Genomic DNA, 18204 nt, shown 5'->3' on the forward strand with positions numbered 1-18204 from the left:
CACTTATATGCAATGGGAAGTCGTCATCGGGCTGGAGATCCATACCCAGCTCTCGACCCAGTCGAAGATCTTTTCCGGCAGCGCGACCACGTTCGGCTCCGAACCCAACACCCAGGCGAGCCTCGTCGATCTGGGCATGCCTGGCGTATTGCCGGTGCTCAATAAAGAAGCCGTGCGCATGGCGTGCAAGTTCGGCCTGGCGGTGAACGCCGAGATCGGCCGGCAGAACGTGTTCGCCCGCAAGAACTACTTCTACCCGGATCTGCCCAAGGGCTACCAGATCAGCCAGATGGAATTGCCGATCGTCGGCAAGGGCCATCTGGACATCACCCTGGAAGACGGTACGGTCAAGCGCGTCGGCATCACCCGCGCCCACCTTGAAGAAGACGCGGGCAAGAGCCTGCACGAAGACTTCAGCGGCATGACCGGCATCGACCTGAACCGCGCCGGCACGCCGCTGCTGGAGATCGTTTCCGAACCGGACATGCGCAGCGCCAAGGAAGCCGTGGCCTACGTCAAGGCGATCCACGCGCTGGTGCGCTACCTGGGCATCTGCGACGGCAACATGGCCGAAGGCTCGCTGCGTTGCGACTGCAACGTGTCGGTACGTCCGAAGGGCCAGGCCGAGTTCGGCACCCGCTGCGAGATCAAGAACGTCAACTCGTTCCGCTTCATCGAGAAGGCGATCAACAGTGAAATCCAGCGCCAGATCGACCTGATCGAAGACGGCGGCAAGGTGGTTCAGCAGACTCGCCTGTACGACCCGAACAAGGACGAAACCCGCGCCATGCGCAGCAAGGAGGAAGCCAACGACTACCGTTACTTCCCCGACCCGGACCTGCTGCCGGTGGTCATCGAGGACTCGTTCCTGGAAGAGACTCGCGCCACGCTACCGGAACTGCCGCAGCAGAAACGCGAACGCTTCCAGAGCCAATACGAACTGTCCGCCTACGACGCCAGCGTGCTGGCTTCGAGTCGCGAACAGGCCGATTACTTCGAGCAGGTCGTGAGCATCGGCGGCGACGCCAAGCTGGCGGCCAACTGGGTCATGGTCGAGCTGGGCAGCCTGCTCAACAAGCAGGGCGTGGAGATCGAACAATCGCCGGTCAGCGCCGAGCAACTGGGCGGCATGCTCAAGCGCATCCTCGACAACACCATCTCCGGCAAGATCGCCAAGATGGTGTTCGAGGCGATGGCCAATGGTGAAGGCAGCGCCGACGAGATCATTGAAAAACGCGGCCTGAAGCAGGTAACCGACACCGGCGCCATCGAGTCGATGCTCGACGAAATGCTGGCGGCCAACGCCGAGCAGGTCGAACAGTACCGTGCGGCCGACGAAGCCAAGCGCGGCAAGATGTTCGGTTTCTTCGTGGGCCAGGCGATGAAGGTTTCCAAAGGCAAGGCCAACCCGCAGCAGGTCAACCAGCTGCTCAAGGCCAAGCTGGAAGGCTGACGCCCCATCGCCAGCAAGCCGGCTCCTACGGTCCCCCGCCTGTAGGAGCCAGCTTGCTGGCGATAAGCGGTATCCCGGCTAACCCAGGAACCACACCTTATGCGCCAATTGCTCCTCCCCTTCTGCCTCATCTCCCTGCTGGCCGGCTGCGCCAGTCACGAAATCGACCCGCACGGTTACAATGCAACCGGCGGTGCTTCCTACTATGGCGCTCGTCACCACGGCAAACGCACTGCCAGCGGCGAAACCTTCAATCAGAATTCCTTGACCGCCGCCCACCGGCAGTTGCCGTTCGGCACGCGCGTCAAAGTCACTAACCTGAAAAACGACCGATCCGTCATCGTGCGCATCAACGATCGGGGCCCTCACGGCCGCGGCCGGGTGATCGACGTTTCGCGCAAAGCGGCCGAACAGCTCGGCATGCTGCGCAGCGGCGTCGCCAAAGTCCGCGTCCAGAGCCTGGACTGAGGAGCCGCACATCCTTCAGCTAGCCACCCTGCCCGCCCCGGCTCTCATCCAGTTGCTGAGCGGTCTGCTGCTCCTGCTGTTCGGCGCGGAGCTGGCAGTACGCGCCGCCGTGGATCTGGCGGCGATCCTGCGAATCAGGCCGTTGATCATCGGCCTGACCGTGGTCGCGCTTGGCAGCAGCGCGCCGCAGGCTGCGGTCAGTCTCCAGGCGGCGTTTTCCAGCAATACGGACATCGCCGTGGGCAGCGTGATCGGCGGTGGCATTTTCAGCGTGCTGGTCACCCTCGGGCTCTGCTCGCTGATCATTCCACTGCGCGTAGCGCGTCAGGTGCTGCGCATCGATATCCCGCTGATGATCGCGGCCTGCCTGCTGGTGACCGGACTGGCGTGGGACCGGGAACTGGACACGCTCGACGGCGCCATTCTGCTGGCGGGTCTGGCGATCTGTCTGTTCATCGTCCTGCGCCAGGCCGGACAGAGCGCGCGTCACGGACATACCGCAGGCTCCGCCTCGCCTCGCACGGGCTCCAGACTCGCGATGCTGCTGGCAGGGTTGCTGACGCTTGCTCTGGGTGGCCACCTGCTGGTGGACGCTTCGGTGGTGATCGCCCTCAACCTGGGATTGTCCGAGCGGGTCATCGGCCTGACCGTGATCGCCGTGGCGACATCGCTTCCCGGCCTGGCCGCTTCGCTGATCGCCGCGCTGCGCTGCGAACGCGACATTGCGGTAGGCAACGTGATCGGCAGCACGCTGTTCAACATGCTGGGCGTGCTGGGACTGACGGCGATGGTGGCGCCGGATACGCTGTCAGTTTCGCCCAACGCGCTGGTGTTTGACCTGCCTGTACTGCTCGGCGTGGCTGCGCTGTGCCTACCGCTGTTCTATTCCGGCTACCGGATCGACCGTATCGAAGGCTTGCTGCTGTTGTCGCTGTATCTGACCTACGGCTTGCACCTCGTATCGATCAGCACCGGCATGCTCCTGGCCGAGCAACTGGAAAGCGCCATGCTGCGGTTCATCCTTCCCGTGCTGTCAGCGCTGGTGGCCTGGGGTATCGTGCGGGCGTGGAGGCGGCAGCACTAAGACCCTCTAAATCCAGCCGCCCCATTGCAGGACGAAGATCCCGATGTTGGTCGTGACCGCCGCCGCGAGCGTCGTGAGTACGATGATCGCCGCCGCCAGCTCGTAATTGCCGTTGGCGGTCCGCGCCATGATGTAACTGGCCGCGGCCGTCGGACTGCCGAAGTACAGGAACAGAATGCCCAGCTCCGCACCACGGAAACCAACGATCCAGGCCAGCAACGTGCAGAACAGCGGCAGCCAGACCATTTTCACCAGACTGGCGCTGACCGCCAGCTTGCCGCTCTTGCGCAGGGACGCCAGCGACAGCGTGCCACCGATGCAGATCAGTGCCAGCGGCAAGGTCATCTGCGCCAGATAGCTGCCTGACTTCTCCAGCCAGTTGGGCAAGGCGATCTCGAAGTAAGCAAAGGGCGAGGCCACTATCACGCTGATGATCAAGGGGTTGGCCAGCACGCTTTTGAAGATGCTCCAGGGGTCGGACTTGATGACCGGGCTGTACACCGCCAGCACAATGGTGGACAGCGTGTTGTAGAACACGATGACCAGCGCCGCGAGAATCGCGCCCACGGAAATGCCATAGTCGCCGTACATGCTGGCCGCCAGCGCCAGCCCCACGACGCCGTTGTTGCCGCGAAACGAGCCCTGCACGTAGATCCCGCGATCGGCATGCGGGCAGCGCCGCACGGCCCATGCCCAGGTGCAGGCGAAGCTCAACAACGTGACGACACTGAAGAAGATCAGCAGTTTGGGTTGCAGCGCATCGCGCAGGTCGGCGTGGATGATGCCCAGAAACAGCAATGCCGGCATGGTGACGTTGAACACCAGGCCGGAGGCGGAAACGATGAAACCGTCGTTGATCGCGCCGATTCGCTTGAGCAGAACGCCAAGGAACAGCATGGCGAAGACCGGCGCGGTGATATTCAGGGTTTCGAGAAATATGCCCAGCATGCCTTGCAACCCTGCCTATTCGTTAGGTCCCTCATCATAAGCGACCTTGGCGGCAGAGTTGCAAGCAATTAACCGTGACCGGGCGGGACGTCCTGTAGGAGCCAGCTTGCTGGCGATGAACCCTGACGCGATTCGTCGCGCTCATCCGTTTTGCTGCCGCTTTGCGGCAGATCGCGGCTAAAGCCGCTCCTACACGCCAGAATCAGGCTCCCGCAGGTGCCACATCCAGCTCGGCGACTTCAGGCCGCTTGATCACGGCATATACGACCCCGGTCAACAGACTGCCTGCCACGATCGCCAGCAGGTACAGCAGCGCATGATTGATGGCATTAGGAATCAGCATCACGAACAGACCGCCGTGCGGGGCCATCAACTTGCAGCCGAAATACATGCTAAGCGCGCCGGTCAGAGCGCCGCCGACCACGCTGGCCGGGATGACGCGCAACGGGTCTTTGGCGGCGAACGGGATCGCGCCCTCGGAGATGAAGCACAGCCCCAGCACGAAAGCGGCTTTGCCCGCCTCACGCTCGCTCTGGGCAAATTTGCGGCGCGCCAGCAAGGTCGCGATGCCCATGCCGATCGGTGGCACCATCCCGGCCGCCATGGCCGTCGCCATCGGCGCGTAGCTCTGCGACGCCAGCAAGCCGACCGAAAAGGCGTAGGAGGCCTTGTTGATCGGGCCGCCGAGGTCGACGCACATCATGGCCCCGAGCAACACGCCCAACAGCAGCGCATTGGTGGTGCCCATGCTGTCCAGGAAGTGGGTCAGGCTTTCCAGCACGCCTGCCACCGGTTTGCCGACCAGATAGATCATCACCAGACCGGTGAACAGGCTGGCGAACAGTGGAATGATCAGAATCGGCTTCAACGCCTCGACACTGGCCGGCAAGCGGGCATAACGATTGATTGCCGCGGCGCTGTAGCCCGCGATGAAGCCGGCCGCGATACCGCCGATAAAGCCAGCGCCCAGGGTGCTGGCGAGCAGCCCGCCGATCATCCCCGGCGCAAGGCCTGGCCGGTCAGCGATGGAGTAGGCGATATAGCCTGCGAGCAGCGGCACCATCAATTTGAAGGCCGCTTCGCCGCCAATCTGCATCAAGGCCGCGGCCAGGGTGCCCTCTTCCTTGTAGGCATTGATGCCGAACACGAACGACAAGGCGATCAGCAAGCCACCGGCCACTACCATCGGCAGCATGAAGGACACGCCAGTCAACAAATGCTTGTAGACGCCGGTCTTCTCCTGCTTGGCCGGCGCCTTCTCGGCACTGCCCGCCAACTCGACCTTGCCTTCGGCCAGCGCCTTGTTCAGCGTCGCCTCGGACTGCTTCAAGGCGATACCGGTGCCGCACCGGTAGATCTTCTTGCCGGCAAAACGCTCGGTCGCCACTTCGATATCGGCCGCCAGCAGCACCACATCGGCCTCGGCAATCGCCTGGGCACTGAGCGGATTGCGGGCGCCAACCGAACCTTGAGTCTCGACCTGCAAGTCATAGCCCAGGCGCTTGGCCGTTTGCTGCAAGGCTTCGGCCGCCATGAAGGTGTGCGCGACGCCCGTCGGGCAGGCGGTGACCGCGACGATACGCGGCGCGCGCTCGCTACTGCTTGCCGCGCTCGCCACATCCTCGGCCCCCGCGACGTGAACCTGGGCTTCACGCTCGACCCGTTGCAAGAACGCGTCGACATCCTGCAACGCTTGGGCAGGCGCGCTCTGGAACAGCCGCTTGCCGACAAAGCGGTTCAAGTCCAGCGGCCCGGTGTTGACCACCAGGATCACATCGGCCGCTTCGATATCCATGGCCGACAGATGACGATCCGGCTTGTGCGGGTCAATCACCTCGACACAGGTTTCCCAGCCCCGGCGCTGGGCGGCGGCGTCGAGCAATCGCGCACTGAGTACGCTGCTGACCTTGCCGTTCGGGCAGGCCGTTACTATGGCTAACTTCATGATGTGTCTCTCTTATTCTTCCGCCAGGCTGCGCACGGTGACACCGCTCTCGAGCCGTTGGAGTTGCTCGGCATCGGTAATGCCGAAGCCGATCTGGGTGACGGCCATGGCGGCAATGGCCGTGGCAGTGCGCAGGGTCTGATGCAGTTCATGGCCGCTCAGCAGGCCGTGGATCATGCCCGCCAGCAGCGAATCCCCGGCGCCCACGGTGCTGGCGACGCTGACCCTGGGCGGCAGCCCGTGCAAGGCGATCCCTGAGCTGAACCAGTGCACGCCGTCGGCACCCTGGGATATCACGACGTGTTCGATACCTTCAGCGCGCAAACGCGTCGCGGCCTCGGCCTGCGCCGTCAACGAGCTGACGGAAGCACCCAGCGCCTCGGCCAGTTCGTCGGTATTGGGCTTTATCAGCCAGGGACCGGCGGCCAGACCGGCGCGCAGGGCCAGACCGCTGGTGTCCAGCGCAACTTTCAGCCCCAGCGCTTTGAGCTTGACCAACAGCTTGTGCAGCCATTCCGGCGCCACGCCGCGCGGCAAGCTGCCAGCGACCACCACCAGGTCGAAAGCGGCCGCGATTGATTCGATCCGCTCGAACAATGCCTGCTGGGCTTCTTCGCTGACCACCGGCCCCGGTCCGTTCACGTCGGTGATCCGGCCATCGGCTTCCGCCAGTTTGATATTGCTGCGGGTTTCGCCCGGCACGCGGATGAACGCGTCAACAAAGCCACGGCGCTCGAACAGCCGGGTGAACGACTGCTGATTATCCGCGCCCAGAAAACCCGAGACGGTGAGGTCATGTCCGAGGTCGGCCAGCACCTGGGCGACATTGATCCCCTTGCCTGCCGCGTGGGTGAGCATAGCCTGACTGCGGTTGACCTCGCCGGTTTCGAGCCGGTCCAGTTGCACGGTCAGGTCCAGCGCGGGGTTGAGGGTCAGCGTGAGTATCCTGGCCATCAGAGAGCCTCCACCAGTGCGCGAACTTCGCCGGCGCTGCCCGCCATCAAGGCGTTCTGCGCCAGTTGCCGAGCGCCGCTCAGGGTCAGCTCGCGTACGCCCGCCTTGACCTCGCCGATGCTGCGCGCCGAAACGCTGAGCTCATCGACTCCCAGGCCGACCAGCACCGGCACGGCCAGCGGGTCGGCGGCCAGTTCGCCACAGACACCGACCCACTTGCCATTGGCGTGGGCCGCGCGCACGGTCATGTCGATCAGTTGCAACACCGCCGGATGCAACCCATCGGCCTGCGCCGACAGGGTCGGATGGCCGCGGTCGATGGCCAGGGCGTACTGGGTCAGGTCATTGGTGCCGATGCTGAAGAAGTCCACCTCGCGGGCCAGAACCGGCGCCAGCAGCGCTGCGGACGGCACTTCGATCATGATGCCCAGTTGCAGATCGCTGACCGGAATTTCGAGCCGCAGGCGTTCGGTCATCTCCCGCGCCTGGCGCCATTCTTCCAGGGTGCCGACCATGGGAAACATGATGCGCAGCGGTCCGCTGTCGGCCGCGCGGAGCAGCGCTCGCAGCTGGCTCTCCATGACGTCCGGACGCTGCAAGGTCAGGCGAATGCCCCGAACGCCGAGGAAGGGGTTCTCCTCCTTGTCGATCGGCCAGTACGGCAGCGGTTTGTCGCCACCGACGTCCAGAGTACGAACCACCAGCGGACGGCCGCCAAGATCGCGCAACACGCGACGATATTCGGCTTCCTGGGTCGTTTCGTCCGGTGCCTGCGAATGCGCCATGAACAGCAGTTCGGTGCGCAGCAGGCCGACGCCTTCGGCGCCCTGTTCCACCGCCAGCGCGGTTCCGGTGCTGTCGCCGATATTGGCGAAGACTTCCACCGCATGCCCGTCGCGGGTGACCGCCGGCTCAAGGCGAGTCTCGGCGGCCGCCTTGAGGCGCTGTTCGCGCGCGTCGCGGTCCTGTATTGCGCGTCGCAGGGTCATGTCGTCCGGCGCTACGGTCAGGCGGCCGCGCTGGCAGTCGAGCAGCAGCGAAGTGCCTGGCTCGACCAGCAACACTTGATCGCCTGCCCCGACCAGCGCGGGAATGCCCAGCGCCCGGGCAACGATCGCGCTGTGCGCGGTGGCGCCGCCGCGTGCGGTCAGGATGCCGGCGACATGCGCCGGATCGAGACGCGCCACGTCGGACGGACCGACTTCATCCATGACCAGAATGTAAGGCTCATTTGGCGCGGCAACGGTCTGCACGCCGCAGATCTGCGCCAGCACGCGCCGGCCGACGTCGCGCAGATCGGCCGCCCGTTCCGCCAGCAGCGCGTCCTGCAATTGCTCCTGCTGCGAAGCAGCCGCATCAATCACTCGTGCCCAGGCCGCCGCGGCGCTCTCGCCCTTGTTCAGGCGCAATTCCACTTCGCTACCCAGCTCAGGATCGTCAAGCATTTCCTGGTGAGTGATGAAGATTTCACGGATGGCTTTGGCAGTGCTGCGCTGGATCAGGGTTTCGATGTCCTGGCGCACTTCGGTCAGGGCGCGGTCAAGCCGCTCACGCTCGGCGGCAACCGATTCGCCTTCGGCGGGATAATCGAACGTCTGCAAAACCTGCACATGCGCAGGTCCCATCGCGATGCCCGGCGATGCAGCGACCGCTTGCAAAACGCTGCCCGGTAGCGGCGCCGCGACGGCTTTCACGGCTGGCTGAACGGACTGGGCAGGCTCCGGCTGACCGACCGGCAAGGGTTCCACTTCCTCGCCGAGGCCTTGCTCGACGGCGGCCAGCAACGCGGGAAGCGCATCCTGTGCGATGGTCGGTTCAGCGATGAACTCCAGGGTCTGGCCGCGACGCGCTCCCATACTCAGCAGCTTGCTCAAGCTTTTGGCGGAGACCGCGTTCTCACCGGTCTCCAGAACCCGGACGCGAATTTCGCCTTCGAACTCTTTCGCCAGTTGCGCCAGGATCTTCGCCGGGCGCGCATGCAGGCCATGGGCATTTGCCAGCACGATCTGCTGCGTAGGCCATTCGGCTGGCAGCTCGCCGCCCAGCGCCTGAAGCACCGCCCGGCTGTTGGTCGCATGGCCGAGTTCGTGGCCACGCCCCTCGATCAGCAGCAGACAGAGGCGTTCGAGCAGTGTCTGATGGGCCTCGCCCAGGCTGGCGAGACAGAACAGGCCAGTCAGCGGCTGGCCCAGATAGCGCATGGGTTTGTCGGGCGTCACGAACGCCAGTCCTGGGCGATTGACCATCTGTTCGCTGTGCAGCCACCAGAGACCGTCGCCCAGCGACAGCGCCTCGACTTGTTGCAACACGGCAGCGAAACCATTGTTCACGCAGTCGGCCTTGCGCAGCAGGCGCGCGCCACGCCAGACCAGCTCTTCAAAATCGTCGACCGACACACCGAGACTGATCATTTGCGCGTCGAGCGCCAATTCCTGAGGCGCGCCCTGCAACAGTTGCAGCAGGTCCTCGGCGCTCTGCGCGTCTCGCAATGCCTGGCTCAGATCACCCTCGCCCAGGGCGCGGGTCAGCAATTGCAGGAGGCGCAGGTGTTCGTCGGACTTGGCCGCGATGGCAATCGCCAGATAGACGATCTGCCCGTCGCCCCAGTCCACACCTTCGGGAAACTGCATCAGGCGCACGCCGGTGGTAAAAACCAGATCGCGAGTCTCAGGCGTGCCGTGAGGGATCGCGATACCCTGGCCGAGGAATGTCGAGCCTTGCTGCTCGCGCTGGGTCAGGCCCGTGAGGTATCCCGGCGCGACCAGCCCGTCGGCCACCAGATGGTCCGCGAGCAGTTGCAGTGCGGCAGTCTTATCCACCGCCGACCGGGCCATGGATATTTGCTCCAGTTTGAGTTCGAGCATGTTGCCTTTGACTCCTGCGGCACCGAAGCGCCGCCCGATTCTTGTTTTGATATCGATCACCGGTGATCGACAGCTTAGGTGATGAATGCCATAAACATGCGACTGTGCATTCATGTCGATTACAGCAAGGAAAATCAGGCTGCTGAATCGTTTAATCTACAATGTCGGGCACGTTACTCGATTCTGCTCGCGGGTTGAAGCCCGAGCGGTCCGACGGTTGTAGGAGACTTCGCAAATATAGGCCGAGCACTTGGGGATATTCAGTGGTCTGGTGTAAACAGGTGCTCGATCGGCGACACTGTCCGGCGCTCGTAGAGACTTGGAAAAACAGCAATAAGGAATTAACGGGTTGAAACTCAGCGACATTGCTCGTCTGGCGGGTGTTTCCGTCACCACTGCCAGTTATGTCATCAACGGCAAGGCTGAACAGCAGCGCATCAGCCCGGCGACCGTGGAACGCGTTCGCGCCGTGGTGGAACAGCATGACTTCCGGCCCAACCCGCAAGCGGCCGGACTGCGCAGCCGCTATACCAGGACCCTGGGTTTTATCCTCCCCGACCTGGAAAACCCCAGCTATGCACGGATCGCCAAGCTGCTGGAACAGGGCGCGCGGGCCCACGGCTATCAGCTGCTGATCGCCAGTTCCGATGACGAGCCGGCCAGCGAACTGCAATTGCTGCAACTGTTCCGTGCGCGTCGCTGCGATGCGCTGCTGGTTGCCAGCTGTCTGCCGACCTCCGACATGAGCTATCGGGAGTTGCAGGACAAAGGCATGCCGATCATCGCTCTGGACCGGGAGATGGACGCTGAGCATTTCTGCTCGGTCGTCAGCGACGATCATGACGCCAGCCTGCAATTGACCCGTAGTCTGCTGCAACCCCGTCCCGAGCATATCGTGCTGCTCGGGGCACGCCCCGAATTGAGCATCAGCCGTGCCCGGGCCGAAGGCTTTCAGCATGCGCTGGAAGGTTTCAGCGGTACTGTCATCGTGGAGCACGGCGAAGCCTTCAGTCGCCAGTGGGGTCAACGTCTGATGAACGATCAGCTGCAACGGCTGGGCCACCTTCCGGATGCGCTGATCACCACGTCCTACGTGCTGTTGCAGGGCGTATTCGATGTCCTGCAAAGCCAGCGAGCGCAGTTGCACCTGGGTACGTTCGGCGACACCCAGTTGCTGGACTTCCTGCCCTTGCCGGTCAATGCAATGGCGCAGCAGCATCAGCTGATCGCCGACAAAGCCCTGGAACTGGCGCTCGCGGCCGTTGAAAAGGATGAATATCAGCCGGGCGTGCATGCCATTGTGCGCACGTTCAAGCAGCGTATTCACGAGGCGTAGCGATGAGGCTGGTCGATACCCACACGCACCTGGACTTCGACGATTTCGACGCCGACCGCCCGCAGGTGCTCGATAACTGCCGCCGACTGGGCGTGGCGGATGCAGTGGTGCTCGGGGTCTACCAGCGCAACTGGCAACGGGTATGGGACCTGGTCGAAGCAAACCCGATGCTGCATGCTGCGCTGGGCCTGCACCCGGTTTATATCGAAGAACACCAGCCTGAGCATCTGAACGAGCTGCGCGACTGGCTGGAACGGCTCAAAGGCCACCGGCAATTGTGCGCTGTCGGTGAGATCGGCCTGGATTATTACGTCGCCAACCCTGACCGCCCGCGCCAGCAGGCGTTTCTCGATGCGCAGCTGCAACTGGCGGCGGATTTCGAACTGCCTGTGCTGCTGCATGTGCGACGCAGCCATGCCGATATGATCGCGACCCTCAAACGCTACAAATTGCCGCGCCGCGGAATCGTGCACGCGTTCGCCGGCAGCCGCGAAGAGGCGCGGGAGTACATCCGGCTAGGCTTCAAACTGGGCCTGGGCGGTGCCGCGACGTGGCCGCAAGCGCTGCGCATGCATCGGGTCTTGCCGGAACTGCCGCTCGACAGTATCGTGCTCGAAACCGACTCCCCGGACATGGCGCCGGTGATGTTCCCCGACAGACGCAACAGCCCGGAGCATTTGCCGGCCATCTGCGAGGCGCTGGCAGCCTTGATCGGTGTCGAGCCACAGAACTTGGCCGAGGCCAGCACCCGCAACGCCTGCGAATTGTTCGGCTGGACCTGAGTCGCGGCTGAAGCCGCTCCTACGAACGGCACTCAGCCCCGTAGGAGCGGATTTATCCGCGATGGATTGAACGGACACCCCACGTTGCCAGGATTCAGGGCAGGCAAGTTCAGACCAGCAGCGTCCAGAGTGCAAACCCTGCATACCAGACGATTGCGGCGCGGACGAGCAGCTCCCATAGCATGTCCAGGCCCGCGACGCCCTGCGCGCCCATTTCCGGAGCCGGGACTTCGCTGGCGCTGCAGCCAATGCGGGTGATCAGCTCGGCGGCGCTGATGTTCCAGTTCAGCAGTTCGTGCAGCATGACCCGACTCACCGCCACGAAATTGCCTACAAGTGCAAAGCTGGCGGCCAGCAGCCGCACCGGCACCCAGTCGAAGGCATGACGCAACTGTGTAGCGCGCTCGATCAGGCAAGGCGTGCGGCCGTGCTCCGCGGCCAGTGCCAGCAGACGGTACGCCAGGGCCGCGACCGGCCCGAGCAGGAAATACCAGAAGATCACCGCGAAGAAACTCTGGTAAGCCTCCCAAAGCATGAAGCGGCGCACGCCCTGCACCAGCTGCCGCGCGTTATCGGCTATGACGCCCATATCGCGTTCGGCGACATGCACCGCCGCCTGGGTGTCGTCGCGTCGACAGGCATCCCGGAACGGGCCGAGCGAAGCCAGCAGATCGCCTCTTCCGAGACTGAAGATCAGCACCAGCAGATGAATCGGCAGGTTCAACCAGCCATAGGCGACCGAGCCTATGACGGTAAGGGCCAATTGCAGCAGCACGATGGGTAGCAGAACCAGAACGGCGAGCACCAGCCAAGGGTGACCGGCGGTGCCGGTGCGTGCCTCCATCTTGTGCAATTCGGCCAACCACGGGCCATCCCTCTGAATCCGGTGGCGAAGCGCGGAGAACTTCTCCACCCAGACCACAAGCAGCAACACCAGAAAACTCATTGCCAGATCCTCACTCTCAATCCTGCACGGCCGCCCGAAAGCGTGCCCAATCGAAATACGGCCCCGGATCGGTCTTGCGCCCTGGCGCAATGTCGCTATGGCCGCAGATTCGGTCCGGAGTAATGGCTGCGAAGGCACCGCGCAGTTGACGGGTCAACTCTATCAAGGTCACGTACTGCGCTTCGGTAAACGGCTCTTCGTCAGTGCCCTCGAGTTCGATGCCCACCGAAAAATCGTTGCACGCCTCGCGGCCCTGGAAGCACGAAACCCCCGCATGCCATGCGCGGTCCAGACAAGAGACGAACTGAGTGACCTCGCCATCACGCTCGATCAGAAAATGCGCTGAAACCCTGAGTTCGGCGATGCCCGCGAAATACGGATGCTCGTCCGCATCGAGCTGGTTCTGAAAGAACGCCTGTACCTTGCCGGTCTTGAACTGCGCGGGCGGCAGGCTGATGTTGTGGATGACCAGCAGCGATATCTCGCCCGCGGGCCGGGAGTTGAAATTCGGAGAATGGCAATGCCGCACGCCATCGCACCAGCCGCTTGCAGAGTCCAGCTGCATAGGGGTCCTTGAAAACCAGAAAGTGATGAAAGCAAGTATGCCAACGATGGGGCGCGTCGGGCGAGGTGTCGATGGACAGCCGCTGTAAGAAACGGCGAATCGGGAAGCCTGATACGGGCCACATCCTTGTGTTCCGACCCCATTGAGCGACAGGGCCGGAATCAGGCTCCCTTGAGCTTGCGCAGATTGTGGATGACGGACGCCAGCGCGCGATCAAACAGCAACGCGTCGTCCAGAATCCGGATAGCGCCGCGCCGAAACTCGATAGCCAGACCCGTGCGGGTCTTTTCCAGCACCTTCATGCCCGTACGATTGACGAACACGTAGCGACCGCTCGGCTCGACGATAGCGGTCAGTTTGCAGCGCAGCTTGTGGTCTTCGTCTTCGAGGATTTCGACCCAGCAGCCGACACGCAGCTTGTCGACCATCTGCAGACCGGGATCGTCTTCGGGAAGCTGTTGCGCCGGCTCGCTCAACTGTTCTTGCGGCCCGATGAGTACGATTTCTTCCACCACTGCCATCATGGCCGGCCCTTCGCCCGCGCCATCCGACAGGGATGCGCCTGAGTCCGCTTCGTCCTGCATGCGAGAGAAATGCTGGAAGGCCTGGACGTGCAGAGACTCCAGCTGACTGAAAAACTCGCTGGTGGCGAACGGATCGAACGCAGCGCTCGCCAGCCCCTCGCGCAAGGCCTTGAGCAGGCCCGGCACCAGTTCCAGAAGGCGTTGCCGCGCTTGCGGCTCATGATGCAGTTCAACACTCCAGATCAGGTCGTCCATGGTGTCCAGCCCGGCCTGCCATTCGGCCGACGTTTCACCATATTTGAGGCAAGTCAGCAGCAGGACCTTGCTCCAGGCTTCCTGCAGCAAGCGGACCACCGCCTCGGGCAGGGTCTTGCCCAATAAACGCTGGTTGAGTTCCTGCTGCACTCGCTGCCGCGCCAGCTCCGCGCGTGCCCGCCCTTCCTCGGCGTCACGGGTACGCTGTTCAAGCAATTCGCTGCGGCGCCGCTCATCACTGGTGAAGGCCAGAAAATCGGCGAGCAGATCGGAGAAGATCGCTGGATCGTCGACGAAATCATTCAGCAGACGCTGCACGATCTGTTCGACACGCAGGTATAGCGAATCGCGCTGGTAATCGTCGCGCCCGCCCCAGCCCAGCGCGGCGGTGGCGATTTCGTTGAGCAGCCTTCGCGCTGGATGACTGCCACGGCTGAAGAAGCTCTTGTCGAGAACAGCGACCTTGAGCATCGGAATCTGCAGGCGGCCAATCAGGGCGCGCAGTGAAGGCGGCAGATTGCGGTCGTCCAGGATGAACTCGAACAGCATGGCGACCAGGTTGATGACGTCTTCGTCCCCGGCACCGAAGCTACGGGATTTGCCACTCTTCACGCTGACCCGCGTCAGCAGTTGCTCAAGCTGATGACGCAGATCGAAGTCGTCCCCCGCCTCCTGGGACGGCACATACTGCTGCAAATGCGACAGCAAACGCATCAGGTCCTTGCTGGAAATCGGCCGGACTTCGGCATCCGGTTCATGCCGCGGGGTCAGGTTGCCGCGCACTTGCAGCAACAGTTCCTGCAACGCGGAGAACACTTCCATCACGCCTTTGTCGAGCTTGTCCGCGGCCTCGGCCAGCGCAGGCTCCGACAGCTCCGAAGCGCGCGGACGCGGAGTCGGACGGTCAGATGAGCGACGCGCCGGCAACGCCTTCAATTCAGGCAGGATGCCGGTGGCCACCAGCAGCTGGTTGGCCTCGCCATACAGATGGTCGGTGTTGGCCAGAACATACTTCTCGAACAGCTTGAGAATGATCAGCTTGACCTTGATACCCACGCCCAGGCTGCGCCCGGCCTGCAGGAAGAAATTGCACAACATTGCCGGCGCCAGCGGGTTGCTGTCATTGGTGATGGGCTGGGGAACCAGTTCGTTGAGACGGGTAGTCAGCTGGCTGAGCGCAACGCTGTCACGGGTCATGACCTTGGCAACCATGGCATCCACGGCGACGGTCTTCTCCAGCTCGTCGTTGTGGACCAGTTCGAGCTTGTCAAACGACACGGCCGACGGCAACACAGGTTCGGTGATCTGGTACTGGCCGAGCGCGAGAAATGCTTCGTAAAACTTGTCGAGAAAGCCGCGTTCGATGCTCTTCCGCTTGAGACGCAGATCCCGCATCGCCTCGAAAAAGGTGTTCTGGTCGGTATTGCTCGCGGCGCGATCGGCCATCTCGAACAGCGTGTCGTCGGCATTGTCGAACAGTGCCTGCAGGGCGTCCTTGAGCTGTTGTGCGGCCTTGTCACGCACCTGCAACAATACGACGGGCAGCCGGGCCAATGGCGGATTGGTTCCCTGGCCCGGAAGCGCCTTGCTCAACGGCACCACTTTTTCGTCGTTCTGCATCAAACCCCCGACAGAAACTTCATTGATTCCATCACACGCGCGGCTTGCAACCTTCGCCAGTCAGCGACCCTGGTCATTTGCTACGTCAAACCTATGACGTCAAATCCAAGGCGAATTATCTTCAGAACGCGTGCTGAGCGCCAGCAGGACTTTGCTGACAGCCGAATCGGCGAATACGCCAGATGTGTCGAGATAGACAGCGAAAAAGGCATTCCGTCGCATCGCTCCGAACAAAACCGACCAACAGCACGTTTCACGAGTCATACACCTTTGCGCCCGCGTATGTGTAAGGCTATTGACCTGACTTATACTCGGCCTACTTTGTGAGTGGAGCCGTATATGCCGAATCTACAAATCGCTGCCCTGACCGCCGAAATCGAGGCCAACGTGCGTCGCGCGTTGCTTGAGGACGTGGGTGGCGGCGACATCACCGCCCAACTGATACCGGCAGAACGACTTGCCAAGGCTACGATCATTTCTAGGGATAACGCTGTCATCGCCGGCACCGGCTGGGTTGACGCAGTATTCCGCCAGCTCGATCCGCGGGTAGCGGTGCACTGGCAGGTGATGGACGGGGACCGTGTCAGCCCTGATCAGGCGCTGTTTCATCTGGAAGGCCCGGCGCGCTCGCTGCTGACCGGCGAACGCAGCGCGCTCAACTTTTTGCAGATGCTGTCCGGGGTCGCGACGCGTGCCCGCTACTTCGCCGACATGGTGAGCGGAACCCAGGTCAAACTCCTGGACACCCGCAAAACCTTGCCCGGCCTGCGCCTTGCGCAAAAATACGCGGTCACCTGCGGCGGATGTCATAACCATCGCATCGGGCTGTACGATGCGTTTCTGATCAAGGAAAACCATATCGCAGCCTGTGGTGGCGTCGCCGAGGCCGTCGAAGCCGCGCACAGGATCGCGCCCGGCAAGCCTGTCGAAATCGAGGTGGAAAACCTCGCCGAGCTTCGCCTGGCGCTCGATGCTGGAGCCGACATCATCATGCTCGACGAGCTGAGTCTGGATGACATGCGTGAAGCCGTCCGACTCACCGGTGGCAAGGCCAAACTCGAAGCCAGCGGCGGGATCAACGACGACACCTTGCGGGTCATCGCCGAGACCGGGGTGGATTACATCTCGATCGGTGCCATGACCAAAGACGTGAAGGCAGTGGATCTGTCGATGCGCTTGAGCATCTGACTCAAACGCCAGACCGGGCACGCGTGAGCGGGCCCGATTCAGGAGGAAACGTCGTGCAAGAGTGGTTCATAACAAACGCCGGCAAGCAGCTCGGCCCGATGGATGCTGCGGCAGCCCGACTGATCGCCCGGGAAGCGCCAGGCTCCTGGTGCTGGAAGCAGGGCATGGCCGACTGGCAACCCATCTACCAGGTCCCCGAAGTACGGGCGGTCAAGAAGGACGGCGTAACCCCATTCCCCGATCCGACGCCCGACATGATTCAGCCCCGGCCCGTTGGCCTGCCGGCGCAGGCCACCTCGACTGCATCTTCGGCGCCCGCTTCAACACCCCCCGCCTCCGCCGGCTTCAGGCGCCCGTCGTTTAATCCCACGCCGGACGCCTCCAGCGGCTATGGCTCGGCCGCAGCCACCGACGGGGTGGATTTCAAACTGTTCGGCAGCGAGACCCAGTTCGTGGAGCTGGAGCTGGACCGCGGCGAAAGCGCCGTCGCCGAAGCTGGCGCGATGATGTACAAGACCTGCGACGTGCAGATGGAGACGCTGTTTGGCGACGGCAGCCAGCAGTCTTCAGGATTGCTGGGATCGCTGCTTGGCGCAGGCAAGCGCCTGCTGACCGGTGAAAGTCTGTTCACCACGGTGTTTTCGCAACAAGGTTCCGGCAAGGGCCGGGTTGCGTTCGCGGCCCCCTACCCCGGCACCATCCTGCCGCTGAACCTGCGGGACTTCGGCGGCAAGCTGGTCTGCCAGAAAGACAGCTTCCTGGCAGGCGCCAAGGGCGTATCCATCGGTATCCAGTTCCAGAAGAAGATTCTCACCGGCCTGTTCGGTGGAGAGGGTTTCGTACTGCAGAAGCTCGAAGGCGATGGCTGGGTGTTCATTCACATGGGCGGCACGGTTCGCAAGATCGAGCTTGCGCCGGGCGAAGCGCTAGACGTGGACACCGGTTGTCTGGCGGCGATGACCCAGAACGTCGACTACGACATCCGCACGGTCGGCGGCATCAAATCGATGCTGTTCGGTGGCGAAGGCGTATTCTTCGCCAGACTGACTGGTCCAGGCACGGTATGGCTGCAGAGCTTGCCTTTCTCGCGCTTGGCCGGACGCATGTTGGCGGCAACGCCCGGTGGCGTCGCTCGTAGCGAGCGCTGACCGATCAATGCTCCACAGTGTATCGGGCTCGACCACGCCCAATCTTGTAGGAGCGGTTTTAACCGCGATCAATTGTCCAGACGCAACAGATTTATCATCTGGCCGATTGCTTCGCGGCTAAAGC

The 18204-nt window shown here is 62.8% G+C and carries 14 protein-coding genes; 7 read left to right on the forward strand and 7 right to left on the reverse strand.

Features of this window, described 5'->3' with window-relative positions; all coding sequences use genetic code 11:
- The first annotated feature begins 7 nt into the window (after positions 1–7).
- From gatB to TRP66_RS10275, 3 genes are all read left to right on the forward strand, one after another.
- A complete protein-coding gene (gene gatB / locus TRP66_RS10265) occupies positions 8–1453 on the forward strand; it encodes an Asp-tRNA(Asn)/Glu-tRNA(Gln) amidotransferase subunit GatB (RefSeq protein ID WP_333401545.1) in 1446 nt (481 codons plus the stop codon).
- 99 nt (positions 1454–1552) lie between these two features.
- Positions 1553–1921, forward strand: coding sequence for a septal ring lytic transglycosylase RlpA family protein (locus tag TRP66_RS10270; RefSeq protein ID WP_333401547.1), 369 nt, complete (start codon positions 1553–1555; stop codon positions 1919–1921).
- A gap of 52 nt (positions 1922–1973) precedes the next feature.
- Positions 1974–3005 carry a calcium/sodium antiporter gene (locus TRP66_RS10275; RefSeq protein WP_333401549.1) on the forward strand — a complete coding sequence of 344 codons (1032 nt, stop codon included), beginning with the start codon at positions 1974–1976 and terminating at the stop codon, positions 3003–3005.
- Positions 3006–3011: 6 nt separating this feature from the next.
- Here TRP66_RS10275 and TRP66_RS10280 read toward each other — a convergent pair whose 3' ends face one another.
- From TRP66_RS10280 to ptsP, 4 genes are all read right to left on the reverse strand, one after another.
- On the reverse strand, positions 3012–3953 hold the full coding sequence (locus TRP66_RS10280) for an AEC family transporter (RefSeq protein ID WP_333401550.1): 942 nt from the start codon (positions 3951–3953) through the stop codon (positions 3012–3014).
- A 202-nt stretch (positions 3954–4155) separates the two neighbouring features.
- Complete coding sequence (locus tag TRP66_RS10285; RefSeq protein WP_333401551.1) at positions 4156–5898, reverse strand: PTS fructose-like transporter subunit IIB; 1743 nt, start codon at positions 5896–5898, stop codon at positions 4156–4158.
- A 12-nt stretch (positions 5899–5910) separates the two neighbouring features.
- Positions 5911–6852, reverse strand: a complete 942-nt coding sequence (gene pfkB / locus TRP66_RS10290; RefSeq protein ID WP_333401552.1) for a 1-phosphofructokinase — start codon at positions 6850–6852, stop codon at positions 5911–5913.
- Positions 6852–9716: a phosphoenolpyruvate--protein phosphotransferase gene (gene ptsP, locus TRP66_RS10295; RefSeq protein ID WP_333401553.1), complete on the reverse strand. Its 2865-nt coding sequence runs from the start codon at positions 9714–9716 to the stop codon at positions 6852–6854. Before ptsP ends, pfkB begins: the two co-directional genes overlap by 1 nt.
- A gap of 349 nt (positions 9717–10065) precedes the next feature.
- Between ptsP and cra the strand changes: the two genes are divergently transcribed.
- Both cra and TRP66_RS10305 read left to right on the forward strand, forming a co-directional pair.
- Positions 10066–11052, forward strand: coding sequence for a catabolite repressor/activator (cra, locus tag TRP66_RS10300; RefSeq protein ID WP_333401554.1), 987 nt, complete (start codon positions 10066–10068; stop codon positions 11050–11052).
- A gap of 2 nt (positions 11053–11054) precedes the next feature.
- Positions 11055–11834, forward strand: coding sequence for a TatD family hydrolase (locus tag TRP66_RS10305; protein ID WP_333401555.1), 780 nt, complete (start codon positions 11055–11057; stop codon positions 11832–11834).
- A 109-nt stretch (positions 11835–11943) separates the two neighbouring features.
- Here TRP66_RS10305 and ampE read toward each other — a convergent pair whose 3' ends face one another.
- The 3 genes from ampE to TRP66_RS10320 all read right to left on the reverse strand — a co-directional run bounded on the left by ampE (position 11944) and on the right by TRP66_RS10320 (position 15744).
- Positions 11944–12780, reverse strand: coding sequence for a regulatory signaling modulator protein AmpE (gene ampE / locus TRP66_RS10310; protein ID WP_333401556.1), 837 nt, complete (start codon positions 12778–12780; stop codon positions 11944–11946).
- Positions 12781–12796: 16 nt separating this feature from the next.
- Positions 12797–13345: a 1,6-anhydro-N-acetylmuramyl-L-alanine amidase AmpD gene (gene ampD, locus TRP66_RS10315; protein ID WP_333401557.1), complete on the reverse strand. Its 549-nt coding sequence runs from the start codon at positions 13343–13345 to the stop codon at positions 12797–12799.
- 161 nt (positions 13346–13506) lie between these two features.
- The gene (locus tag TRP66_RS10320) at positions 13507–15744 is read right to left on the reverse strand and encodes a DUF1631 domain-containing protein (RefSeq protein WP_333401558.1); all 2238 of its coding nucleotides are present in this window, start codon (positions 15742–15744) and stop codon (positions 13507–13509) included.
- A 339-nt stretch (positions 15745–16083) separates the two neighbouring features.
- On the opposite strand from TRP66_RS10320, the gene nadC reads away from it, so the two are divergent.
- Together nadC and TRP66_RS10330 are read left to right on the forward strand one after the other, a co-directional pair.
- Positions 16084–16932, forward strand: coding sequence for a carboxylating nicotinate-nucleotide diphosphorylase (nadC, locus tag TRP66_RS10325; RefSeq protein WP_333401559.1), 849 nt, complete (start codon positions 16084–16086; stop codon positions 16930–16932).
- A gap of 53 nt (positions 16933–16985) precedes the next feature.
- A complete protein-coding gene (locus TRP66_RS10330; protein WP_333401560.1) occupies positions 16986–18080 on the forward strand; it encodes a TIGR00266 family protein in 1095 nt (364 codons plus the stop codon).
- Positions 18081–18204: the final 124 nt, after the last annotated feature.

The sequence above is a fragment of the Pseudomonas sp. JDS28PS106 genome, from assembly GCF_036706555.1.
Taxonomy (GTDB): Bacteria; Pseudomonadota; Gammaproteobacteria; order Pseudomonadales; family Pseudomonadaceae; genus Aquipseudomonas.

Bases quoted from the DNA above. Each gene is read 5' to 3' on its own strand.
- gatB (WP_333401545.1), top strand. From the start codon at position 8: ATGCAATGGGAAGTCGTCATCGGGCTGGAGATCCATACCCAGCTCTCG.
- TRP66_RS10270 (WP_333401547.1), top strand. From the start codon at position 1,553: ATGCGCCAATTGCTCCTCCCCTTCTGCCTCATCTCCCTGCTGGCCGGC.
- TRP66_RS10280 (WP_333401550.1), bottom strand. From the start codon at position 3,953: ATGCTGGGCATATTTCTCGAAACCCTGAATATCACCGCGCCGGTCTTC.
- TRP66_RS10285 (WP_333401551.1), bottom strand. From the start codon at position 5,898: ATGAAGTTAGCCATAGTAACGGCCTGCCCGAACGGCAAGGTCAGCAGC.
- pfkB (WP_333401552.1), bottom strand. From the start codon at position 6,852: ATGGCCAGGATACTCACGCTGACCCTCAACCCCGCGCTGGACCTGACC.
- ptsP (WP_333401553.1), bottom strand. From the start codon at position 9,716: ATGCTCGAACTCAAACTGGAGCAAATATCCATGGCCCGGTCGGCGGTG.
- TRP66_RS10305 (WP_333401555.1), top strand. From the start codon at position 11,055: ATGAGGCTGGTCGATACCCACACGCACCTGGACTTCGACGATTTCGAC.
- ampE (WP_333401556.1), bottom strand. From the start codon at position 12,780: ATGAGTTTTCTGGTGTTGCTGCTTGTGGTCTGGGTGGAGAAGTTCTCC.
- ampD (WP_333401557.1), bottom strand. From the start codon at position 13,345: ATGCAGCTGGACTCTGCAAGCGGCTGGTGCGATGGCGTGCGGCATTGC.
- TRP66_RS10320 (WP_333401558.1), bottom strand. From the start codon at position 15,744: ATGCAGAACGACGAAAAAGTGGTGCCGTTGAGCAAGGCGCTTCCGGGC.
- nadC (WP_333401559.1), top strand. From the start codon at position 16,084: ATGCCGAATCTACAAATCGCTGCCCTGACCGCCGAAATCGAGGCCAAC.